The organism is Mesorhizobium neociceri (genome assembly GCF_013520985.1).
Lineage (GTDB): Bacteria > Pseudomonadota > Alphaproteobacteria > Rhizobiales > Rhizobiaceae > Mesorhizobium > Mesorhizobium neociceri.
The window spans coordinates 13621-34904 of sequence record NZ_JACDTY010000016.1 but is presented as its reverse complement, the minus strand read 5'-3'; the positions used below and the strand labels follow the sequence as shown (position 1 = coordinate 34904).

Genomic DNA, 21284 nt, shown 5'->3' with positions numbered 1-21284 from the left:
GCCGTCCGGTCTTGTCAGCCGGGTTGCGATGGTTCACCACTTCGCCACGTCAACCTGCCGGGACAGATCCATGGCTGCGATATCAGCTGCCGCGCCCTACATCGATCGCGACCGCGCCCTGTACAACCGGGCGCTGGTGCGCGGCTGGCTCTATGTCGTGCTTCTTGTGCTGTTTGCGCTGGTGCTGGTAGGCGGCGCCACCAGGCTCACCAATTCTGGCCTGTCGATCACCGAATGGAAGCCGATCCACGGTGTGATTCCGCCGCTCAACGACGCCGAGTGGCAAGAGGAATTCCAACTCTACCAAAAAATCCCGCAATATGCCGAGCTCAACAAGGGCATGAGCCTCGACGCCTTCAAGTCGATCTTCTGGTGGGAATGGGCCCACCGTATCCTGGCGCGCAGTGTCGGCTTGGTCTTCGGCTTGCCGCTGCTGGTCTTGTGGGCGACGCGCCGCATCGAGCGCGGCCTTGGGCCAAAGTTGCTCGGCATTCTGCTGCTCGGCGGCCTGCAAGGCGCCATCGGCTGGTGGATGGTGGCTTCCGGTCTGGTCGACCGAGTCTCCGTCAGCCAGTACCGGCTGGCGACACATCTGACACTGGCTGCACTCATCTTCACCGCAACCATGGTGGTCGCTCGCGGGCTGGCGCCGCATTCCGAGCCCGCCGCCGACCGGTCGACGCAAAGACTCGCCGGTTTCATCGTGCTCCTGGCGCTGGTCCAGATCTACCTCGGCGGGCTGGTCGCCGGGCTTGATGCCGGCCTCAGCTACAACACCTGGCCGTTGATGGACGGCAAGGTCATCCCCAGCGACCTGCTGCTGCTCGAACCGGCCTGGCGCAATTTCTTCGAGAACCCGAAGACGGTGCAGTTTGTCCACCGGCTCGGCGCCTACACGGTATTCGCCGCCGCGCTCTGGCACATGGTCGCGACCCGCTGGCGCCTGCCCGGCACCACGCATGCGCGTCGTGCGACGCTGCTGTTTCTGCTTGTTCTGCTCCAGGCCTCGATCGGCATCGGCACGCTGTTGATGCAGGTGCCGCTGCACATGGCGCTGACGCACCAGGCTTTCGCGCTAGTCCTGCTGGGATTTGCCGCCGCCCACTGGCGCGGCACCAAGGGCGCCTATCCGCTGCCGCACGAGATATCAGTCAGAAGCTGAGCCTGCACTTTCCGGATCGATGGCCGACGAACCATCTTCGCGCTGCACCTTCCAGATGCGGCTCGAAAAAGTCTCGTCAATGAGTTCGGGCGCGCTGACCTTCCAGCGCTTTGGAAATGCCGGCGCGTCCATTCAGAGCATGATGCCGAAAAGTGTTAAGCGGTTTCCGGGCAACATCATGCTCCAACCGAATTAAAGGCCGAGCATCAGGTCCATGTTCTGCACGGCCGCACCCGAGGCGCCCTTGCCGAGATTGTCATAGACGGCAATCAGCAGCGCCTGCGCCCTGTCGTCATTGGCAAAGACGTAGACCTTCATGCGGTTGGTGCCGTTATAGACCTCCGGATTGATCTCCGGCATCCGCTCCATATGCGCGTAGGGCGCCACCTCGACCACGCCGCCTTGGATGGCCGCAAAATGGTCGGCGATCGCGGCGTGCAGGTCAGCACCGGCCGGCACATAATCGAGGCCGCCGAGCTGCAGCGGCACCACCGTAATCATGCCTTGCGCGAAATTACCGACCGCCGGCTGCATGATCGGATCATGCGACAGCTTCGCATAGGTGCGCAGCTCCGGCACATGCTTGTGCTGCAGGGTCAGCCCATAGGGCAGGAATTCCGAGGCATCCTCGCCCTGGGCGACATACTCCTCGATCATCGGCCGGCCGCCGCCCGAATAGCCCGAAATGCCGTTGACCGTGATCGGGAAATCCGGCGGCAGCAGGCCGGCCGCCACCAGCGGCCGCAGCGTCGCGATCGGCCCTTGCGGCCAGCAGCCGGGATTGGCGACGCGCTTCGCGTTGGCGATGGTTTTCGCCTGCCCCTTGTCCAGTTCGGCAAAGCCATATTCCCAACCTTCGGCGACCCGGTGCGCCGTCGAGGCGTCGATCACCCTGGTGGTGTCGTTGGCAATCAGCGACACGCTTTCCTTGGCGGCCGCATCCGGCAGGCACAGGATTGCGACATCGGCGGCATTGAGGAAGTCGGCGCGCGCCGCCGTTTCCTTGCGGCGCTCGGTCGGGATCGAGATGATCTCGAGGTCACCACGCTCGGCCAGCAGCGCCCTGATCTGCAGGCCGGTGGTGCCGTGTTCGCCGTCGATGAAGATTTTCGGTTTCATGTGCCCGTCAATTCCCTGCTAACTCAAACCTATATGCCTTGGCCGTGGTTCGCCGCGCCATGGTTGCCGTTGTTCAGCTCTTCCGCTCGCGCCTTTCGTTCGGCCACAAGGCCGAGATAGTGCATGGCTACCATCGAACCGGCGATCGCCGTTATATCGGCGTGATCATAGGCCGGCGCAACCTCGACGACGTCGGCGCCGACAATATCGACCTGGCCGAGCTGGCGCAGCGTCGACAGGATTTTTGCCGAGGACGGGCCGCCGGCGACCGGCGTGCCGGTGCCGGGCGCGAAGGCCGGGTCGAGGCAGTCGATGTCGAAGGTGAGGTAGGTCTTCCTGCCGCCGGTGCGGTCGACGATGGCATAGGCGATATCGGACGCCCGCATCTCCTCGATCTCGTGACCGTAGAGGATCTTGATGCCGAACGTATCGGGCGCATGAGTGCGGATGCCGATCTGGATCGACCGGTCGGGATCAATGATGCCTTCATTGACGGCGCGGCCGACGAAGGAGCCGTGGTCAATGCGCTTGCCGTCGTCCGGCCAGGTGTCCTGGTGGGCGTCGAACTGCACCAGCGCCAGCGGCCCGTGGATGGCGGCATGCGCCTTGAGCAGTGGCCAGGTGACGAAATGGTCGCCGCCGAGCGACAACAGGAAGGCGCCCGATTTCAGGATCTTCGCCGCCTCGCGCTCGATCGTGCCGGGCGTCTTCTGGTGGTTGCCCGAATCGAGCAGGCAATCGCCACAGTCGACAACGGCCAGATGCTCGAACAGGTCGCGCGAGAACGGATATTGCGGGTCGTTGTCGAGGATCGCCGAGGCGCGGCGGATCGCCTGCGGCCCAAAGCGCGCGCCCGGCCGGTTGGTGACGGCGGCATCAAAGGGAATGCCCCACACGACGGCGTCCGCGCCCTTTACATCCTTGGTGTATTTGCGCCGCATGAACGACAGCGCGCCGGCATAGGTAGGCTCGAAGGATGGCCCCGTCTTGGAGCGGGCGGTGAAGGCGTTGTCGATGGTCTGGTTCGCCATTACGGGTCCTCTTTGTTCATCGGGCTGCCACAACTACAGAACCGGCACGCAAGATGCCAGTCACAGCTTGGCGAAACGCCGTAGCGTTCTACGGGCTGCCTTCTCAATTCCGCTCCGGCGCGCTGCCGGCATGGTTTCAGCACGACTTTGTTGCAGCGGCGCGACAATCCACTAGCCGGCTTCGTTCACCGGCCTGTCACTGACGTCGCCTATCCCCGGGTCGATCCTGCAAGGAGCGATTCTCGATGCGGACCATATGCCTTCTGCTTTGCGCAGCACTTGGCGCCTTCATCGGCCAGGCCTCGGCGAGCGAAACCCGCGCCCGGCAGATTCTCGACCGCTTCGAACATGCCAACCAATGGCGCGACCATGTCATGGTCGCCGCGCACCGCGCCGGCAGCATGCAGGCCGGCAAGACGCTCTATGCCGAGAATTCGCTTGCCGCTGTCGAGGGCGCGATCGCCATAGGCGCGGAAATCGTCGAGGTCGACATCCGGCGCTCGAAGGACGGCGAATTCGTCGTCATGCACGACAGCTGGCTCGACCGCACCACGACTTGCAAGGGCGAGGTGGTCAACTACACGCTGGCCGAACTCAAGCGCTGCAGGCTGGTGGTCGAAGGCACCGGTACCGTCACCAATGAGGCGGTTTCCACGCTGCGCGAAATGCTGCTGGCGACCAGGGATCGCATCCTGATCAATCTCGACAACAAGCTCGATGTCCAGGCGCTGCCCGGCATGATCGCCATCGCCCGCGATCTCGGCATGGCCGAGCAGGTGATCGTCAAGGAAAACCTCTGGAACCAGCAGCGGATCGATACCGTCAAGGCGACGCTGGACGCCATCGGCGGCGGCTTCCAGTTCATGCCGATCATCGCCGATGACGCGGTGCATGACGCCGCCTTTGCCGAACAGGTCGGCAAGGCGTTTGCGCCCGGCGTGATCGAACTGATCAACTGGCGGGCAGGGGCTGAGACGCTGACCGAGAGTGGCGGTCCGCTATTCAGCACGCGCATGCGGGCGATGTCGGTGCGGGGCGGCTGGCACATCTGGGCGGACACCTACGCCATCGTCAACAAGCCGGGCGGCTTCCTCTCCGGCGGCCGCGGCGACGAGCTTGCCGTGCAGGCCAGCCTGCCGGCCGAGACCTACGGCTTTTGGGCCGAACGCGGCGCCACCATCATCCAGACCGACGAACCGAAAGCGGCGATTGGCTGGCTGGCGGCAAATGGATTTCGCGTGCCTTATGCGGATGAGGCAAAGCCGGCCGAGCCGGCGAATACGGCAAGCACGGCGAGTATTAATTAGAGCGAGGCGGCTGACGCTGCCAATCTCCCCCCAACTGGGGGAGATGCCCGGCAGGGCAGAGGGGGGCGCTGTCCCGCCGGCCTGTCAACTGTTTAGGTCAATCGACTTACATTTCAGGTCATCGTTGATCGCAAGTTCTTTGAGGTTAGCGATCCTTCGCGCCCCCCTCTGGCCTGCCGGCCATCTCCCCCACGAGGGGGGAGATTAGCTAATCTCACGCCGCCTTCGCCACCCCATCCAATTCGTTCAGCACATCAGCCGACAGCTCCAGCTCCGCCGCCGCCAGGTTCTCCCTCAGATGCCCGACCGACGATGTCCCCGGGATCAGCAGGATGTTCGGCGAGCGCTTGAGCAGCCAGGCGAGCGCAACCTGCAACGGCGTGGTGCCAAGCCTCGCCGCCACATCCGACAAGGTCGACGACTGCAGTGGGCTGAAGCCGCCCAGCGGGAAGAACGGCGTGTAGGCGATGGCGTCGCGCGCCAACTCGTCGATCAATCCGTCGTCATCCCGGTGCGCCAGATTGTAATGGTTCTGGACGCAGACGATCTCGGCGATCCCACGGCCTTCCTTGACCTGCGCGCTTGTGACGTTGCTCAGCCCGATATGGCGCACCAGCCCTTTGCGTTGCAGCTCGGCGAGTGCCGTCAGCTGCGCTTCGATCGAGCCCTCGGTCGGGCCCATCCCGAACATGATGCGCAAATTGACGACATCCAGCACCTCAAGTCCGAGATTCCTCAGATTATCGTGCACGGCTTGCTCCAATTCCTTGGCCGAATAGGCAGGCAGCCATGAGCCATCGCTGCCGCGCCGTGCGCCGATCTTGGTGACGATGACGAGGTCTTGCGGATAGGGGGCCAGCGCTTCGCGGATCAGCTGGTTGGTGACATGCGGGCCATAGTAGTCGCTGGTGTCGATGTGATTGACCCCCGACGCCACCGCTTCGCGCAGCACCGCTATGGCCGCGTCATGGTCCTTCGGCGGGCCGAAAACATGGGGGCCGGCAAGCTGCATGGCGCCATAGCCGAGCCGTTTCACGGTGTGGCTACCGAGGGTGAATGTGCCTGACTTTTGGACAGTGGACATGGCGATCTCCTTTGAGGAGGCGAAGATAGACGCTGCTCAACCTCGGGATAATAAGGTACAATCCGCACAGCTTGTGCGGAATGGCGAACAATGATGGACCTTGGCGATCTGAACGCCTTCGTGGCGGTGGCGCGTGCCGGCGGTTTTCGCGAAGGGGCTCGCGCCAGTGGCGGCAGCGCGTCGGGTTTGAGCGAGGCGGTGCGCCGCCTGGAGACGCAGCTCGGCGTCAGGCTGTTCAACCGCACGACACGCAGCGTTGTTCCGACCGAAGCAGGCCTCAGCCTGCTCGGACGGCTTGGCCCGGCGCTGTCGGAGGTGGAGGCGGCTCTCGACGTGGTCAATGGCTTTCGCGACCGGCCGGCAGGCTCGCTGCGCCTCAACGTGCCGGTCAGCGCCGCGCGGCTGATCCTGCCCGACATCGTCCCGGGTTTTCTCGCGGCCTACCCCGGTATCCGGCTGGAGGTGATCGCCGACGAGAATTTTGTCGACGTGCTGGCGGCCGGGTGTGACGCAGGCATCCGCTACGACGAGCGGCTGGAACAGGACATGATAGCGGTGCCGATTGGACCACGCGTGCAGCATTTCGCCACTGCCGCCAGCCCTGCCTATCTGGATCTTCATGGGCGGCCGCAACATCCTAGCGACCTGCTTGGCCACTCCTGCCTGCGCGGCCGCTTTGCCAGCGGTGCAATGCTGCCATGGGAGTTTGAGCGCGATGGCGAGGTGGTGCGGATCGACACGACGGGGCCACTGATTGTGCGGATTGGCGGCGCGAGCGACCTTGCCGTCCATGCGGCGATTGCCGGCAGCGGCATCATCGCTCTCTTCGAGGGCTGGCTTCGCCCTCACTTCGAGAGCGGCGCCCTTGAGCCGGTGCTCGAACCTTGGTGGCAGAGCTTTCCCGGGCCGTTCCTCTATTATCCGGGACGGCGCCTGGTGCCGGCGCCGCTGCGGGCGTTTATCGATTTCATCAAGGCCGGCAAGTTCTGAGACTTGAACCGAGGTCGGCGCCATCACCCCACCCGGTGCTGCGCGCCTACCTCCCCATCGAGGGGAGGTAGGCGTCGCGCCCTTCAGTCGGGCGATTGGCTTGGTATCAGCTGGACCATTGTGGATTGTTCGGGCGGCGAAACTGCCGCGACCTCCTACCTCCCCTCGATGGGGAGGTCGCGCCGAAGGCGCGGGTGGGGTGACTGCCGAGACGCAAAAACAAAAAGGCCGCCCGGAGGCGGCCTTTTCGATGTCTTGAATGTCGTAGCGCTTAGCGCTTCGAGAACTTGGCCCCAAGCGCTTCTTAGCGCTTGGAAAACTGGAACGAGCGGCGAGCCTTCGCCTTGCCGTACTTCTTGCGCTCGACGACGCGGCTGTCGCGGGTCAGGAAGCCGCCCTTCTTGAGCACGGCGCGCAGTGCCGGCTCGTAATAGGTCAGCGCCTTGGAGATGCCGTGACGAACGGCACCGGCCTGGCCGGACAGGCCGCCGCCGATGACGGTGGCGACGATGTCGTACTGGCCGGCGCGGTTGGAAGCGATGATCGGCTGGTTGAGGATCATCTGCAGGACCGGACGCGCGAAATAGGTCGCGAATTCCTTGTCGTTGACGACGATCTTGCCGGAACCCGGCTTCACCCAGACGCGCGCAATGGCGTTCTTGCGCTTGCCGGTGGCATAGGCGCGGCCCGACTTGTCGAGCTTCTGGACATGGACGGGTGCTGCCGGCTGGGTGTTGGTGTTGCCGGTAGCGGCGCCCAATTCTGCGAGCGAGGAAAGCTCAGCCATCTTATGCAACCTTCTTGTTCTTGGCGTTCAGCGCGCCGACGTCGAGGGTGACGGGCTGCTGGGCGACATGCGGATGTTCCGTGCCTGCATAGACGCGGAGGTTCTTCATCTGGCGACGGCCGAGGGGCCCGCGCGGGATCATGCGTTCGACGGCCTTCTCGACGACACGCTCGGGGAAACGGCCCTCGAGCAACTGGCGCGCGGTGCGCTCCTTGATGCCGCCGGGGTGACCGGTGTGCCAGTAATAGACCTTGTCGGTGAACTTCTTGCCGGTGAACACCACCTTGTCGGCGTTGATGACGATGACGTTATCGCCGTCGTCGACATGAGGGGTGAAGGTGGGCTTGTGTTTGCCGCGAAGATGATTGGCGATGACAGTGGCGAGACGGCCGACGACGAGACCCTCGGCGTCGATCAGCACCCACTTCTTCACCACATCCGCAGGCTTCTGCGAAAAGGTTGCCATGGATTTCTGCTTTCGGTTTGGACCTACCCCAAATGATGGAGAAGGCGTTTCTTGTTGCTTGGATTGGCGAAAAGCGCTTGCCCGCCGCCAATAACAAAACGGCGGCCTTTGCGGGCCGCTGCTTCGGGAGGGCTTATAGGCGAGGGGACTTTACGCGTCAAGGCGCAGGAAAAGCGCGTTAGCGCACAAAGTATAGAAAAAACAATGGCTTAGTAAAAAGGTATTATTTTACCACATTGTCCGCTCGTTTCGGCGGGATCGAATAGGTGCCTGTGGCATGGGCTACCGTGTGTCCCTCCGGTCCGGCGACGATGTCGATATCGAACACCATCAGGCTCTTGCCCAGCTTCAGAATGCGGCAATGGCCGTCGATCGGCCCGGCCTCGGCCTTGCGCATGAAATTGATGTTGAGGTTGGTGGTGACCGAGAGCGCGTCCGGCCCGGCATGGCTGAGCACGCAGGCATAGCCGCCAATGTCGGCCAGCGTGAACAATGACGGCCCCGATACCGTGCCGCCGGGACGCAAATGCCGTTCGTTGGCGTTGAGCCGCACCGTGCAGCCGCCAGGGAATACGTCAAGCGCCTCGTATGAAGTGAATTCGTCGTTGAGCTGCGGGTAGACGCTGGCCATCAGCGCATTGACTTCGGTCGCCGTCAGTACCGGCTTGAGATTGTCCTGGGCGGGCATGTCGGTCTCTCGTTCTATGCCGGGCCTGTATGAACGCAATGGCGCGTTTCTGGCAACACCTTCACCTTTCTGGCGCAAGCGATGGGTGTTGATGAAACCCGATCCGATATTAGATAGTCTGGCGGAGCCCAGCGGAATCGCGGAGACCTATCATGGCCGAAATCCTTGCCATCAAACCTGCTGCCATAGATGGGCCGGTCATCGCCCGGCTGGACAAGGGCGTGCTGCGCCTGACGCTCGCCAACCCGCCCGCCAATGCCTTGTCGCTTGCCGTCATGGCGGCGCTGAGTGCCGAACTCGAGGACGCCAAGGCGAATAAATCCGTTCGTGTCATCGTCCTGGCAGCGGCCGGAAAGGTTTTCTGTGCCGGCCATGACCTCAAGGAACTGACCGCACGGCGTGCCGACGCGGATAAGGGCAAGGCGTTCTTCGAGCAGACATTTTCGGCCTGCACGGCCCTGATGCAGCAGATTGTACGCCATCCACTCCCGGTGATCGCCGAAGTCGATGGTCTTGCCACCGCCGCCGGGCTGCAGCTGGTCGCCAGCTGCGACCTCGCCATTGCCTCGCATGAGGCCACTTTCTGCACGCCGGGCGTCAATATCGGCCTGTTCTGCTCGACGCCGATGGTGGCGCTGTCGCGCAACGTGTCGCGCAAGCACGCCATGGAGATGCTTCTGACCGGCGAGACCATCGATGCGGCAACGGCCAAGGAGTTCGGCCTGGTCAACCGCGTCGTGCCGCGCGAATATTTGAATCAGATAGTCACCAAATACGCGCAAACCATTGCTTCCAAATCATCTTTGGTGATCAAGACCGGCAAGGAAGCCTTTTACGCGCAGGCCGAGATGGGGCTGGCCGACGCCTACGCCTATACCGGCCGCATCATGGTCGAGAACATGCTGGCGCGCGATGCGGAAGAAGGCATCGGCGCCTTTATCGGCAAGCGCAAGCCGGAATGGTCGGAGGAATAGGTTTTTCGACCCATGGAACCCCGCATCTCGATCATCACCATCGCCACCGACGATCTCGAGCGCGCCGTGCGCTTCTACGAGGCAATGGGTCTGAAGCGTCATGCCGGCATCACCGACGGCGTCGCTTTCTTCCAAATGGGCGGCGTCATTCTCGGTCTGTTTCCGCGCGAAAGCGCCGAAGAAGATTCAGGCGTCACCTTCGCCAAGGCGCCGTCGGCGGTCTACCTCGCCTACAACACCCGCTCCGACGCCGAAGTCGACGAGGTGCTCGCCATGGCGGAAAAAGCCGGCGGCAGGATCGTCAAGCCGGCAGGGCGCGCCTTCTGGGGCGGGTGGTACGGTTATTTCGCCGATGCCGATGGCCATGTCTGGGAAGTCGCGCACAATCCGGCCTTTCCGATCGCGGAAGACGGCACCATCTCGCTGCCGGGCTGATCGGTCCGAATGGCCTATCGCAAGCAACTGACGCGGCTGAAGGCGCCTTATCTCAAGCGCATCCTGCTCGAACCGACTCGGGTCGAGGATTGGGAAAAATACCCCTGGAACCTGCCGCTGTTTCGCGGCCGCGAATTCGAGCTCGAATTCACCACGCCGATCACCATCATTGTCGGTGAAAACGGCACCGGAAAATCCACGCTGCTGGAAGCCATCGGCGCTCTGGCCGGCTACGATGAGGCCGGCGGCGGCAAGGGCTATCGGCCGGTCGACCATTCTCGTGCCATCGACAACAGCGGTGCCGGGCTGGCCAATAGTTTTCGTTGCCACTGGCTGCCGAAGGTTACCGCCGGTTGGTTCTTCCGCGCTGAATCCTTCTATTCCGTTGCCCGTTACCTCGACGAGGCGGCAAGGGAGTCCGGCGGGACGCCGCCGGACTTTTTGTCGTGGTCGCACGGCGAGGGGTTCATCCGCTTTTTCGAGGAGCGCTGTCGCCGGCAAGGCATCTATATCCTCGACGAGCCCGAAAGCGCGCTGTCGCCGTCGCGCCAGATCGAATTGCTCAAGATGCTGCGGCGCATGGACCAGTCGGGCACCGCGCAAGTGATCATGGCCACGCACTCGCCGCTGCTGATGGCTTGTCCCGGCGCGCGGCTGTTTCGCATCAGCCGCTTCGGCCTCGACCCCACAGATTTCAGCGACACCGATCATTTTCGCATGATGCGCGACTTCTGCACCGACCCGCAGGCGTTTATGGAAGAGGCGCTGCGGGAAGACGAAGAGTGATGTGCAGATGAACGACGTCGACGATCTGAACTGGCGGAGCGAACAGGCTTGCCGCGAAGCCTGGCCCGCAGCCGTCGAGACAGAAGTCGACGGCTGGCTGCTCAGGCGCTCCGGCGGCCGGATCCGCCGCAGCAACTCGGTCAATCCCTTGCGCGGCCGACGCTGTGCGCCTGACAAGGTGCTTGAGGCGGCCGAGGCATTCTATGCCGGCCATGGCCAGACGCCGCTGTTTCGGGTTGCCGACATCGCCGCCGAGATGGACGCGCTCCTCGACCGCCAAGGCTACGACCTCGAAGGCGGAACCATTCATCTCTACGGCGCGATCGACGAGCTGGCTGATGTCAGCGACGAGCACGTCACCGTTTCGCCTACGCCTGATGAGGACTGGTTCGCGGCGCGATTCCGCATGGGCGCTTATGACGACACGGATCGCCGCGTTTTTCGCGAAATGCCTGGGCTGATCGTCGGCGACAAGGCGTTCGTGTCCTGCGAGCGCGACAGCGAAATTGCCGCCTTGGCCTATGGCGTCATCCGCGATGGGCTGCTTGTGGTGGAGTCGGTCGAGACCGACAGCCGGTTTCGGCAGCAGGGCCTCGGTCGCAAGACGGTCGGCAGCCTGATCGGCTGGGCGCGGCGTGCCGGCGCCACAGCGGCCTGCCTGCAGGTCGTTGCGGACAACGCGCCGGGCCGCGCGCTCTACGCCTCGCTTGGGTTTACCCAGGAACTCTACCGCTATCACTACCGCAGGAAGGCAATTGCCGCATGAACCACGACGCCTACGACAATGCCTATATCGGCGGCATCCTCAATTCGGTGAAGACCATCGCCATGGTCGGCGCGTCGGCCAATGACGTCAGGCCAAGCTTTTTCGTGCTGAAATATCTGCTGGCCAAGGGCTTTTTGGTGTTCCCGATCAATCCTGGGCAGGCCGGCAAGGAAATCCTCGGCCGCATGACGTATGCCAGCCTTGCCGATCTGCCGGAGCCGGTCGACATGGTCGACATCTTTCGCGCCTCGGCAGCGGTGCCCGGCATTGTCGATGCGGTGCTGAAGCTCGATCCCTTGCCGAAGGTCGTCTGGATGCAGCTTGGCGTGCGCAATGAAGAGGCCGCCGCGCGCGCCGAGGCGGCCGGCATCAAGGTGGTGATGAACCGCTGCCCCAAGATCGAATACGGCAAGCTGTCCGGCGAGATCGGCTGGACCGGCGTCAATTCAGGGGTTCTATCGTCGAAAAAGCCGCTGATGCGCTCGGGATTCCAGAGCTTCGGCGTGCGCCAGAAATGACGCATGTCGCCGAAGCGCCGTAGGCGCAAGATTATTCCGGGAAGAAATGGATTTCCTAGCGCGTTGATCGTAGATCGTCCGCCGAAAGGTATTTTCTTCTTTGCTTTCGCGCCCGGGCTTCGCCAACAATGCCCGGCGATTTCAGAAGTTTTCAGAAAGGGAGGTTTCGATGACCCGTACGCCCGGTTTCAGCACGCTCGCCGTCCATGCCGGCGCCAAGCCAGACCCGGCGACGGGTGCGCGCGCCACGCCGATCTATCAGACAACCTCCTTCGTCTTCGACGATGCCGATCATGCCGCCTCGCTGTTCGGGCTGAAGGCGTTCGGCAACATCTACACCCGCATCATGAACCCGACCCAGGCGGTGCTGGAGGAGCGGATCGCGGCGCTTGAAGGCGGCACGGCCGCACTCGCCGTCGCCTCCGGCCATGCCGCGCAGGTTCTGGTGTTCCACAATCTCATGCGACCCGGCGACAATTTCGTCGCCGCGACAAGGCTTTACGGCGGCTCGATCAACCAGTTCGGCCACGCTTTCAAGAATTTCGACTGGCAGGTACGCTGGGCCGATACCAACGACATCTCGACCTTCGAGAGCCAGATCGACGACAAGACAAAGGCGATCTTCATCGAGAGCCTGGCCAATCCGGGCGGCGAATTTGTCGACATCGAGAAGATCGGCGACATCGCCCGCAAGCATGGCCTGCCGCTGATCGTCGACAACACGCTGGCCTCGCCCTATCTGGTGCGGCCGATTGAGCACGGCGCCGACATCGTCGTCCATTCGCTGACCAAGTTCATCGGCGGCCACGGCAATTCGATCGGCGGCGCCATTGTCGACGGCGGCACCTTCGACTGGTCGAAATCGGGCAAATATCCGATGCTGTCGGAACCGCGCCCCGAATATGGCGGCATCGTCCTGCACGAAACCTTCGGCAACTTCGCCTTTGCCATCGGCGCGCGCGTGCTTGGGCTGCGCGACATCGGCCCGGCGATTTCGCCCTTCAACGCCTTCCTGATCCTCACCGGCCTGGAAACCTTGCCACTCAGGATGCAGCGCCACTGCGACAATGCGGTCACCGTCGCCGGCTGGCTATCCAATCATCCCAAGGTCGCCTGGGTGAATTATCCCGGCCTGCCCAGCGACAAGAACAACGCGCTGCAGAAGAAGTACTCGCCGCTCGGCGCCGGCGCTGTCTTCACCTTCGGCCTGAAGGGCGGCTACCAGGCCGGTGTCAAGTTCGTCGAGGCGCTCGAACTGTTCTCGCACCTCGCCAATGTCGGCGACACCAAGTCGCTGGTCATCCACCCGGCCTCGACCACGCACCGCCAGCTTTCCGACGAGCAGAAGGTCAAGGCGGGTGCGGGACCGGACACGGTCCGGCTTTCGATCGGCATCGAGGATGTCAACGACATCGTCGCCGATCTGGAACAGGCCCTGGCCAAGGTTTGATCTTTTACCCTCCCCCTTGTGGGGAGGGTCGGCGCACAGCGCCGGGGTGGGGGTTGAGCCGGCGCAAACCAGCTCTGTCAGGGAGGAAATTCTTGTCCGCGCATTACCTGACCATATCGACCGACAGCGTCGACGCCGAACATGGCGCACCGGCGCCGGACCGCCTGATTGCGGGCGATCCAAAATTCCGCACATGGAATGTCGAGGAGCGTGACGGCGGCCTCTATGCCGGGATCTGGGAAGCGACGCCGGGCAAATGGCGCATCGTCTATGACGAATGGGAGTTCTGCCACATCCTGTCCGGCGTCTCGGTGGTGGCCGAGGATGGCGGCGAGGCGCGCACGGTGCGCGCCGGCGACAGTTTTGTGCTCAGGCCCGGCTTTAGAGGTAGCTGGGAGGTGCTTGAAACGACTCGCAAGGAGTATGTGATCAAGCTCTGATTTCGCGGTGCAAGCGCTCTGGTCCAGCGATCCAATCTCGGCATAGTGTATGACTTAGTCATACACTATGTTATAGTGTTAGGGACCGGAAGGATGCAACCATGCGAACGACCCAGCCGCTGACCATCACCCTGCCGCACGACCTCGCGCAGATGGTGAAGGATAAGGTTTCCTCAGGCAAATATGCCAGCGAAAGCGAAGTTATCCGTGATGGCCTGCGCACCCTGGCTGCGCGGGATTCGGCTATGCAGCGTTGGTTGCTGGAGGAAGTGGTGCCGACCCTTGAGGATGCCCGCGCGCACCCGGAACGGCTGCTGACGGCAGAAGAGGTGCGCAAAAACCTTTCGGACTACGCTCGAAAAGTCACTGCCAAGCCGCGCACTGGTGCATGAAATACCGGGTAAGGTTTCACGCCGCGGCACAACAAGACATTGCCGAGTTGCTGGCCGAATTAGCACCAAAGGCGGGCGTCAATACGGCGCTGAATTTTGTCGGACGTATTGTCGACTATTGCCTGAGCTTCGAGACATTTCCCGAGCGGGGCACACGTCATGACGAGATTGCTCTAGGCTTGCGCACCGTTGGCTGGCGCCGTCGTGCTACCATTGCATTTGAAGTCACCGGAGATACCGTGATCATCCTGCGGATTCTCTACGCCGGACGTACGCTCGAACTCCCCGACGAGGATTGAACCAGGGATGGCGCCGCGTGAATATGACTACTACGGAAACGAACTGAGGCAGGCTTCCGATGCCTTATCGTGCATCGCCAGCGCATCTTCGGCCTCGGCATCGCTGTCCGATATTTCGTCGCGGTAATAGCGCGTCACCAGGTCGAGCCCCGCCTGCGTTATCCCTTGCGTCGGCATTTCGCGTGCCAGGCAGCCGCAGAGTCCAAGCGCCCTATCCGGCGAGCCGATCTTGCGGTTGGTCAGGATGAAATCCTGCGTAGGGCAGGCGCTGATGAACTCGTTGAATTCGAGTTTCTCTTGCGTCTGGTCGCCATGGTTGAAGTAGGCCGGCTGCCATTGGCTTTTGCCGCCGATGATATCGCAGCCGGTTGCGGTATCGCTTGCGTTCGTGGCGATGGCCTGCCAGGCCTTTTCCTTGTCGCCACTGGGATAGTCGAATTTATCGCCCAGAGAGGCCGCATATTGATCGAGGTCGGCCTGTGTGAAGCCGATCGCCTGAAAGCGGTTGAACTGGCATTGGCATTCTCCGGCGACCCTTTCGGTCTCGCCTTCTTCGGGCTGCTCGTTTGATCTGCTTTTCTGGCAGGCAGCAATGAAGGCGGCACCGTCGAGCGACGTGGCAGGGAAGGTCGAAACATCAGCATAGCGATCGCCCGTCCAGCCAAACAGCTTCTCGTCGAGCTGCAGGTCGATGAAGCCGTTGCGTTTGAAGGCGCCGAGCCCGACCCTGTCCGTGTGCGTCAGCCTTGCGCCCGGAATGTCGCCGAGAAGCTCGCGGTAGTTGTCGCCTTCCAGCACGAAAAGGAAAATCCCGCACTTTACTCCGTCGCAGGCTGGATCCGGGACATATGCGTAGAGTTCGGAGAACCCGTCGAGATTGAAATCGACCTCATAGGCCCAGAACTTGTCGTCTGCCACCGCGGTGCCTGTCTGGCGTTGGAGCAGGGGTCCTGCCAGGGTACGGGCGATGGCGTCGCTGTTTTCCTGCGGGATGTTTTCCGGTTGCTGTTCGGCGAGCGCACCGGCGATGCCCGTGCACGCGACCACCAGCGCGAACCAGACCGCGCGCATCGAAAACAGTCTCATCTCGCAACCCCGCGGCCGCAATCGTCAGAAACCGACGGCGAGCCTTTCCAGCCCATGGAAGTGGTAAGTGTCGCGGAAGCGCGGCTGCTCCGCAAGATGGAGTTGCGGCTGCCGCTCGAACAGCGTTTTCAGCGACACCTGCAATTCAAGCCGCGCCAGCGGCGCACCGATGCAGAAATGAATACCGGCGCCAAACGAGACATTTTTCTGGTCCGGCCGGCCGGGCCGGAAGGCGCCTGGTTCGGCAAAGGCGACGGGGTCATGGTTGGCCATGCCGAGCAGCAGGCCGATCGTCTCGCCCGGTTGTACGACAACGCCCGGAATTACCTCGATCTCCTGATAGGCATAGCGGGTGAACATGTGCAGCGGTGCATCGAAGCGCAGGCACTCCTCGACGGTGGCCGCGGTCGCCTCCGGCGAGGTGAAGAAGCGGCCGGGGTCGCCACCTTGCGCCAGCAGCGTGCGCACGGCGTTGCCGGTCTGGTGCACCGTCGCCTCGTGGCCGGCATTGAGCAAAAGGATGGCGGACGAGACCAGTTCGTCTTCGGACAGTTTCTGGCCGTCCTCCTGCGCCGCAATCAGCAGCGACAACAAATCGTCGCCCGGCTGCTTGCGCCGCTTGGCGACATAGCCGCGCAAAAAGTCGGAAAAATCGCGCGCGGCGCGATTGGCCATCTCCTCGGTTTCGCGCGTGCGACCATGCATGTACATGGCGACCATCTGGTGCGACCAGTCGAGCAGTTGCGGCCCCATTTCGACCGGCACGCCAAGCATTTCGGCGATGATGGTGATCGGCAAGGGCGCGGCGAAGGCGCGCAATAGATCGACTTCTGCCGGTTCGAACCGGTCGATCAGCTCATTGGCCAGCGCTTCGACGCGCGGTCTCAGCCGCTCGACCTGGCGCGAGACGAAGGCGCGGTTGACCAGTGTCCGCAGCCTTGTGTGCACCGGCGGCTCCAGCTCCAGCATCGAATTGGTCTCGATGCCGTCGAAGGCGATCAAATGCGTGCGATCTTCGCCGATGCCGCGGCTGTCGGGGATGCCAGCCGGGTTCTGGCGGCCGAAACGGCGGTCGCGCAGCAGACGGTTGACGTCGTCGAAGCCGCCAAAACACCAGAAGCCGAACTCCTCCCAGAAGAAGGCGTTCGAGGCGCCATGCAGGAAGGCATAGGCGTCGTAAGGGTTCTGGAAAAATGCTGGCTCGTGCGGATCGAGCCGCAAGCGGCAGGCGGCTGGGTCAAAGGTGAGGTAGGGCGGCGAGGATTTGGTCATGCCAGACCATTAGCGCGCCTTCCTAGCCTGATGCCAGACCGTATGTTGGCCACCGAGGGGCCAATGGATTGAGCCAACCGACACGGCCCTCAACGACGTGCCGAGCTCTAGTCCTGGCAGTGCCTCGCAATATGCACGCGGCGCCAGCTGGTTGAGCCTTCCTGCACCACCACCCGGCGCGCAACCCTCTGGTATGACGGTGCAATCTCGGTGACGTGCCGCCGCTCCGGTCGCACCAGCACTTCATGGGCGACGCTTTCATATTCGGCCGGCAGCACAACCCGGCGGGTGCGCTCCGGTTCAACGACCACCGTTTCGGCGACACGCGCATAGCGGGCCTTGCGCCAGACCTTGCACAGCACCCGGCGGCCATGGATGACGCGCCACTCCCAGGCATAGCCGCCATTGTCGACCTGGACCGTGCGGTAAACGGTGCGGGTTCTGGCCGGCACGACCTCATAGGTGACGCGAGGCGGCGCGATCTGCTCGACGCGCTCGAGCGTGCCGTAGATCGGCGGGTCGTAATCGACCAACTGCCCGCCGGGGCTGACCATGACGTCTTCATACACGGTGTCATAGAGCGCTGGCCTGTGCACCGGCTCATAGCATTCGACGGCGCGGCCGCCGGCGACCGCCTCGGACACCATGCCGAGGCCGGCAAGGCCGGCAATGGCCAAGGAAGCCGTTTTCCTGATCATGGCATTCCCCCTGTTTGAACGCGAGAACGCAGGTTCAACGTTGAATTGTAGGGTATGGTTCTCCTGGGGAAAGCGGTTTCACCGCATTTCGTTAAGCGATGCGGTTAAGGAATTGCTACACCCGAAAACGCGGCTGGCCGCGCTCGGGCTTCCCCTTGCGCGGAAACCTTGATTCGACTTAACCAGATGGCTAGGAGAAGGCGGCCTTGCGCTAGGGTGAGCCGGCATCCTATTTACATCCTAACCGTCCAGAACCGATTCTGCCCGATTGCTAATGTTCCCGGCGCCGGAATCCCCATCTCCAAAAAGGGATAGTCCATGAAGAACCCCGTCGAAACCTACATGAACCTCGTTCCGATGGTGGTCGAGCAGACCAATCGCGGCGAGCGGGCTTACGACATTTTCTCGCGCCTCCTGAAGGAGCGCATCATTTTCATCACCGGCCCGGTCGAAGACGGCATGGCGACGCTGGTTTGTGCACAGCTTTTGTTCCTCGAGGCCGAGAACCCGAAGAAAGAGATCAACCTCTACATCAACTCGCCGGGTGGCGTGGTGACGTCGGGCATGGCGATCTACGACACCATGCAGTTCATCAAGCCGGCGGTATCGACGCTGTGCATCGGCCAGGCGGCGTCAATGGGGTCGCTGCTTTTGACCGCCGGCCACAAGGACATGCGCTTTGCCACGCCGAACGCCCGCATCATGGTGCACCAGCCTTCGGGCGGCTTCCAGGGCCAGGCCTCCGACATCGAGCGCCACGCCCAGGACATCATCAAGCTGAAGCGCCGTCTCAACGAGGTCTATGTCAAGCACACCGGCAAGAGCTACGAGGAGATAGAACGGACGCTCGACCGCGACCATTTCATGACCGCCGACGAAGCCAGGGATTTCGGCCTCATCGACAAGGTCATTTCGTCGCGCGAACCGGCCGAAGGCGCCGCCGCATAAGGCTGCATGGCAGTTGGATGGCGGGATAACGCGCTTTTGCTGGGATTTGCGGCATTTCGGCCACAATTGGCTGTTCCCTCGGTGGATGGGATTGCCTACGTTAATGCTATGTTGATTTTCGACGGCTTAGCTTTGTGCGGGGTTGGCGCGAATCATTGCTACGTTTTCTGATTTGTGTTTCGTACGGATTGCGTTGCGGGAGCCGGGACACTGGCGGCGGCGAATTCCCGCGATAGATAGAATATGCGCCCTTTCAGCCAGACCATCGGCGGGCGGCGATGAAAGGACAGGAAAATGAGCAAAGTCGGCAACAACAGCGGTGATTCCAAGAACACGCTTTATTGCTCGTTTTGCGGCAAAAGCCAGCACGAGGTGCGCAAGCTGATCGCCGGGCCAACGGTGTTCATCTGCGACGAGTGCGTCGAGCTCTGCATGGACATCATCCGCGAGGAGAACAAGACCTCGATGGTGAAGTCGCGCGAGGGCGTGCCGACCCCGCAGGAGATCCTGAAGGTTCTCGACGACTATGTCATCGGCCAGCCCTACGCCAAGCGCGTGCTGTCGGTGGCCGTTCACAACCACTACAAGCGCCTGGCGCATGCAGGCAAGAACAACGACGTCGAACTGGCGAAGTCCAACATCCTGCTGATCGGCCCGACCGGCTGCGGCAAGACGCTGCTGGCCCAGACGCTGGCCCGCATCATCGATGTGCCCTTCACCATGGCCGACGCCACGACGCTGACCGAAGCCGGCTATGTCGGTGAGGACGTCGAAAACATCATCCTGAAGCTCTTGCAGTCGGCCGACTACAATGTCGAACGCGCCCAGCGCGGCATCGTCTACATTGACGAAATCGACAAGATTTCGCGCAAGTCCGACAACCCCTCGATCACCCGCGACGTGTCGGGCGAGGGCGTGCAGCAGGCGCTTCTGAAGATCATGGAAGGCACGGTCGCCTCCGTGCCGCCGCAGGGCGGCAGGAAGCATCCGCAGCAGGAATTCCTGCAGGTCGACACCGCCAACATCCTGTTCATCTGCGGCGGCGCCTTCGCCGGGCTGGACAAGATCATCTCGGATCGCGGCCGCAAGACTTCGATCGGCTTTGGCGCCATCGTCGCTTCGCCCGAAGATCGCCGCACCGGCGATGTCTTCCGCCTGGTCGAGCCCGAGGATCTCTTGAAGTTCGGCCTCATTCCCGAGTTTGTCGGCCGTCTGCCGGTTCTGGCGACGCTGGAAGACCTCGACGAGCCGGCGCTGATCCAGATCCTGACCGAGCCGAAGAACGCGCTGGTCAAGCAGTATCAGCGGCTGTTCGAAATGGAGAGTGTCGACCTGACCTTCCACGAGAATGCATTGTCGGCGATCGCCAAGCGCGCCATCGAGCGCAAGACCGGCGCCCGCGGCCTGCGCTCGATCATGGAAGCGATCCTGCTCGACACCATGTTCGAACTGCCGGCGCTGGAAGGCGTGCGTGAAGTGGTGATTTCGGAAGAAGTGGTGACCGGCAGCGCCCGGCCGCTCTACATCTATTCCGAGCAGAAGGAAAAGAAGGGCAACGTCAGCGCGTAAGCTGTTTGACGGCAAAACCCTTTGATTTTGAACGGCGCCTGCGGGCGCCGTTTGTTTTTGGCGGATTGAAACGGCTGGCGCCTGCAACGTTAGGTCGCATTTGAATCAGCAAATTTGTGAGATGTTATCCCGGCGCCACTAAGCTCTCGGCGGGCAGTGGGGTAGCGAATGGTCTCGGCAATCGTTGACGTTGACTTCGGACCGGTTGCGGACGACGGCATATCGTCTGACGTGGCGCGGGTAAGGGCCGAGGCTGAAGCGCGGGCCGGGTCGCTCGACGATATGGCTGTGCGCGCTGCATCGTACTACGAGCTCTACACAAGCGGCGGCCGCAGCTTCCCCTTTACCATCATTGCCGCGCATGGCGCCTTGTGGGCGCGCTGGTACCTCAAGCTGGCCGATGCCGCGGCGAGGGTGCTTGCGGTGATCGACGTAACCTCGAGCTTGCCCCGTGCGGAACGCATCGCCTCCTACGACAAGTTTGTCGACAAATTTCGCGACATTAACCGCGTGGTGTTCATGGAAACCTGGGTGACGCTGCATTTGTTGCGGCTCGACCCTGACCATCCGCATCTGGCTGATCGCATGCCTGGACCATTGCGGCATGCGATCGCCTATGCCCAAAAACAGGCTCTGGCGGGCCGCGAACCTGATAACGACGACAAGCGCCGTGTCTACCAGGACTACTTCAGATGGGAACAGGTGGTTGTCGTGGGGCCGTTGGTTCAGGCTGCAATCGACGAGTTCCATTGGGAAGTGGCACGATGGTTCTGCCGCCGCCCCTGGGTGTGGTTCTCCTATTTCCGGGTCGGCAAGGCGCTGGTATTCCGGGATTTTACGGATGCCGAGGAACGCACGGAAAAAGGCCTCGCGGCATTCGACTGGGCCGCACGCAAGGGCTGGGACAAGATCGAGGCCAACCTCTTGAGCAATCCGCTCTTTCCAAGGCCCGGTGTTTGATCGGCAAAGCGCCCCCGTTGAAGTGGAATTTTCCGCCGCCGCCGCAACGCTGCCTTG

General features: G+C 62.5%; 24 protein-coding genes and 1 pseudogene. 15 read left to right on the top strand and 10 right to left on the bottom strand.

All coding sequences use genetic code 11. The features are described from left to right. Positions 1–70: 70 nt before the first annotated feature. Positions 71–1162: a COX15/CtaA family protein gene (locus H0241_RS25980; protein WP_181060692.1), complete on the top strand. Its 1092-nt coding sequence runs from the start codon at positions 71–73 to the stop codon at positions 1160–1162. 18 nt (positions 1163–1180) lie between these two features. Here the strand turns inward: H0241_RS25980 and H0241_RS25975 are convergent. The 3 genes and pseudogenes from H0241_RS25975 to speB all read right to left on the bottom strand — a co-directional run. After that, positions 1181–1294 (bottom strand): annotated as a pseudogene (locus tag H0241_RS25975) (3'-kinase); the annotation flags it as partial. Positions 1295–1354: 60 nt separating this feature from the next. Continuing rightward, positions 1355–2281: an N-acetyl-gamma-glutamyl-phosphate reductase gene (gene argC / locus H0241_RS25970; protein ID WP_181060691.1), complete on the bottom strand. Its 927-nt coding sequence runs from the start codon at positions 2279–2281 to the stop codon at positions 1355–1357. 29 nt (positions 2282–2310) lie between these two features. Beyond that, on the bottom strand, positions 2311–3312 hold the full coding sequence (gene speB / locus H0241_RS25965; protein ID WP_142868030.1) for an agmatinase: 1002 nt from the start codon (positions 3310–3312) through the stop codon (positions 2311–2313). A gap of 245 nt (positions 3313–3557) precedes the next feature. Between speB and H0241_RS25960 the strand changes: the two genes are divergently transcribed. Further along, a complete protein-coding gene (locus H0241_RS25960; protein ID WP_181060690.1) occupies positions 3558–4619 on the top strand; it encodes a glycerophosphodiester phosphodiesterase family protein in 1062 nt (353 codons plus the stop codon). A gap of 214 nt (positions 4620–4833) precedes the next feature. On the opposite strand, the gene H0241_RS25955 is transcribed toward H0241_RS25960, so the two are convergent. Continuing rightward, complete coding sequence (locus H0241_RS25955; protein WP_181060689.1) at positions 4834–5703, bottom strand: aldo/keto reductase family oxidoreductase; 870 nt, start codon at positions 5701–5703, stop codon at positions 4834–4836. Between the two features lie 90 nt (positions 5704–5793). Between H0241_RS25955 and H0241_RS25950 the strand changes: the two genes are divergently transcribed. Beyond that, a complete protein-coding gene (locus tag H0241_RS25950) occupies positions 5794–6693 on the top strand; it encodes a LysR family transcriptional regulator (RefSeq protein ID WP_181060688.1) in 900 nt (299 codons plus the stop codon). A 304-nt stretch (positions 6694–6997) separates the two neighbouring features. Here H0241_RS25950 and rpsI read toward each other — a convergent pair whose 3' ends face one another. The 3 genes from rpsI to H0241_RS25935 all read right to left on the bottom strand — a co-directional run bounded on the left by rpsI (position 6998) and on the right by H0241_RS25935 (position 8634). Then, complete coding sequence (gene rpsI / locus H0241_RS25945; RefSeq protein ID WP_023669408.1) at positions 6998–7480, bottom strand: 30S ribosomal protein S9; 483 nt, start codon at positions 7478–7480, stop codon at positions 6998–7000. A 1-nt stretch (position 7481) separates the two neighbouring features. Next, positions 7482–7946 carry a 50S ribosomal protein L13 gene (rplM, locus tag H0241_RS25940; protein WP_023669409.1) on the bottom strand — a complete coding sequence of 155 codons (465 nt, stop codon included), beginning with the start codon at positions 7944–7946 and terminating at the stop codon, positions 7482–7484. A 223-nt stretch (positions 7947–8169) separates the two neighbouring features. Beyond that, positions 8170–8634 carry a PaaI family thioesterase gene (locus H0241_RS25935; RefSeq protein WP_181060687.1) on the bottom strand — a complete coding sequence of 155 codons (465 nt, stop codon included), beginning with the start codon at positions 8632–8634 and terminating at the stop codon, positions 8170–8172. A 152-nt stretch (positions 8635–8786) separates the two neighbouring features. Here H0241_RS25935 and H0241_RS25930 point away from each other — a divergent pair, with 152 nt between their 5' ends. The 9 genes from H0241_RS25930 (at position 8787) to H0241_RS25890 (ending at position 14694) form a co-directional block, all read left to right on the top strand. Then, the gene (locus tag H0241_RS25930; RefSeq protein ID WP_181060686.1) at positions 8787–9608 is read left to right on the top strand and encodes an enoyl-CoA hydratase; all 822 of its coding nucleotides are present in this window, start codon (positions 8787–8789) and stop codon (positions 9606–9608) included. 12 nt (positions 9609–9620) lie between these two features. Continuing rightward, positions 9621–10043: a VOC family protein gene (locus tag H0241_RS25925; protein ID WP_181060685.1), complete on the top strand. Its 423-nt coding sequence runs from the start codon at positions 9621–9623 to the stop codon at positions 10041–10043. 9 nt (positions 10044–10052) lie between these two features. Further along, positions 10053–10829: an AAA family ATPase gene (locus tag H0241_RS25920; RefSeq protein ID WP_181060684.1), complete on the top strand. Its 777-nt coding sequence runs from the start codon at positions 10053–10055 to the stop codon at positions 10827–10829. A gap of 7 nt (positions 10830–10836) precedes the next feature. After that, positions 10837–11595: a GNAT family N-acetyltransferase gene (locus H0241_RS25915; protein WP_210285079.1), complete on the top strand. Its 759-nt coding sequence runs from the start codon at positions 10837–10839 to the stop codon at positions 11593–11595. Then, positions 11592–12113 (top strand): CoA-binding protein, encoded by a 522-nt coding sequence (locus H0241_RS25910; protein ID WP_181060682.1) that lies wholly within the window; start codon positions 11592–11594, stop codon positions 12111–12113. Before H0241_RS25915 ends, H0241_RS25910 begins: the two co-directional genes overlap by 4 nt. A 169-nt stretch (positions 12114–12282) precedes the next feature. Beyond that, positions 12283–13563: an O-acetylhomoserine aminocarboxypropyltransferase gene (locus H0241_RS25905; RefSeq protein ID WP_181060681.1), complete on the top strand. Its 1281-nt coding sequence runs from the start codon at positions 12283–12285 to the stop codon at positions 13561–13563. A 92-nt stretch (positions 13564–13655) separates the two neighbouring features. After that, complete coding sequence (locus tag H0241_RS25900) at positions 13656–14003, top strand: cupin domain-containing protein (RefSeq protein ID WP_181060680.1); 348 nt, start codon at positions 13656–13658, stop codon at positions 14001–14003. A gap of 101 nt (positions 14004–14104) precedes the next feature. Further along, entirely contained in the window at positions 14105–14395 is a 291-nt protein-coding gene (locus tag H0241_RS25895; RefSeq protein WP_181060679.1) for a ribbon-helix-helix domain-containing protein, read from the top strand. Then, positions 14392–14694, top strand: a complete 303-nt coding sequence (locus H0241_RS25890; protein ID WP_181060678.1) for a type II toxin-antitoxin system RelE/ParE family toxin — start codon at positions 14392–14394, stop codon at positions 14692–14694. Before H0241_RS25895 ends, H0241_RS25890 begins: the two co-directional genes overlap by 4 nt. Before the next feature lie 30 nt (positions 14695–14724). Here H0241_RS25890 and H0241_RS25885 read toward each other — a convergent pair whose 3' ends face one another. The 3 genes from H0241_RS25885 to H0241_RS25875 all read right to left on the bottom strand — a co-directional run bounded on the left by H0241_RS25885 (position 14725) and on the right by H0241_RS25875 (position 17750). Next, entirely contained in the window at positions 14725–15780 is a 1056-nt protein-coding gene (locus H0241_RS25885; RefSeq protein WP_181060677.1) for a hypothetical protein, read from the bottom strand. Between the two features lie 24 nt (positions 15781–15804). Further along, positions 15805–17052, bottom strand: coding sequence for a cytochrome P450 (locus H0241_RS25880; RefSeq protein WP_181060676.1), 1248 nt, complete (start codon positions 17050–17052; stop codon positions 15805–15807). Positions 17053–17159: 107 nt separating this feature from the next. Continuing rightward, the gene (locus tag H0241_RS25875; RefSeq protein ID WP_181060675.1) at positions 17160–17750 is read right to left on the bottom strand and encodes a hypothetical protein; all 591 of its coding nucleotides are present in this window, start codon (positions 17748–17750) and stop codon (positions 17160–17162) included. A 318-nt stretch (positions 17751–18068) separates the two neighbouring features. Between H0241_RS25875 and clpP the strand changes: the two genes are divergently transcribed. The 3 genes from clpP (at position 18069) to H0241_RS25860 (ending at position 21227) form a co-directional block, all read left to right on the top strand. Next, positions 18069–18698: an ATP-dependent Clp endopeptidase proteolytic subunit ClpP gene (gene clpP, locus H0241_RS25870; protein WP_181060674.1), complete on the top strand. Its 630-nt coding sequence runs from the start codon at positions 18069–18071 to the stop codon at positions 18696–18698. 294 nt (positions 18699–18992) lie between these two features. Continuing rightward, positions 18993–20267: an ATP-dependent Clp protease ATP-binding subunit ClpX gene (gene clpX / locus H0241_RS25865; RefSeq protein WP_023682305.1), complete on the top strand. Its 1275-nt coding sequence runs from the start codon at positions 18993–18995 to the stop codon at positions 20265–20267. Positions 20268–20435: 168 nt separating this feature from the next. Beyond that, the gene (locus H0241_RS25860; RefSeq protein ID WP_181060673.1) at positions 20436–21227 is read left to right on the top strand and encodes a hypothetical protein; all 792 of its coding nucleotides are present in this window, start codon (positions 20436–20438) and stop codon (positions 21225–21227) included. Positions 21228–21284: the final 57 nt, after the last annotated feature.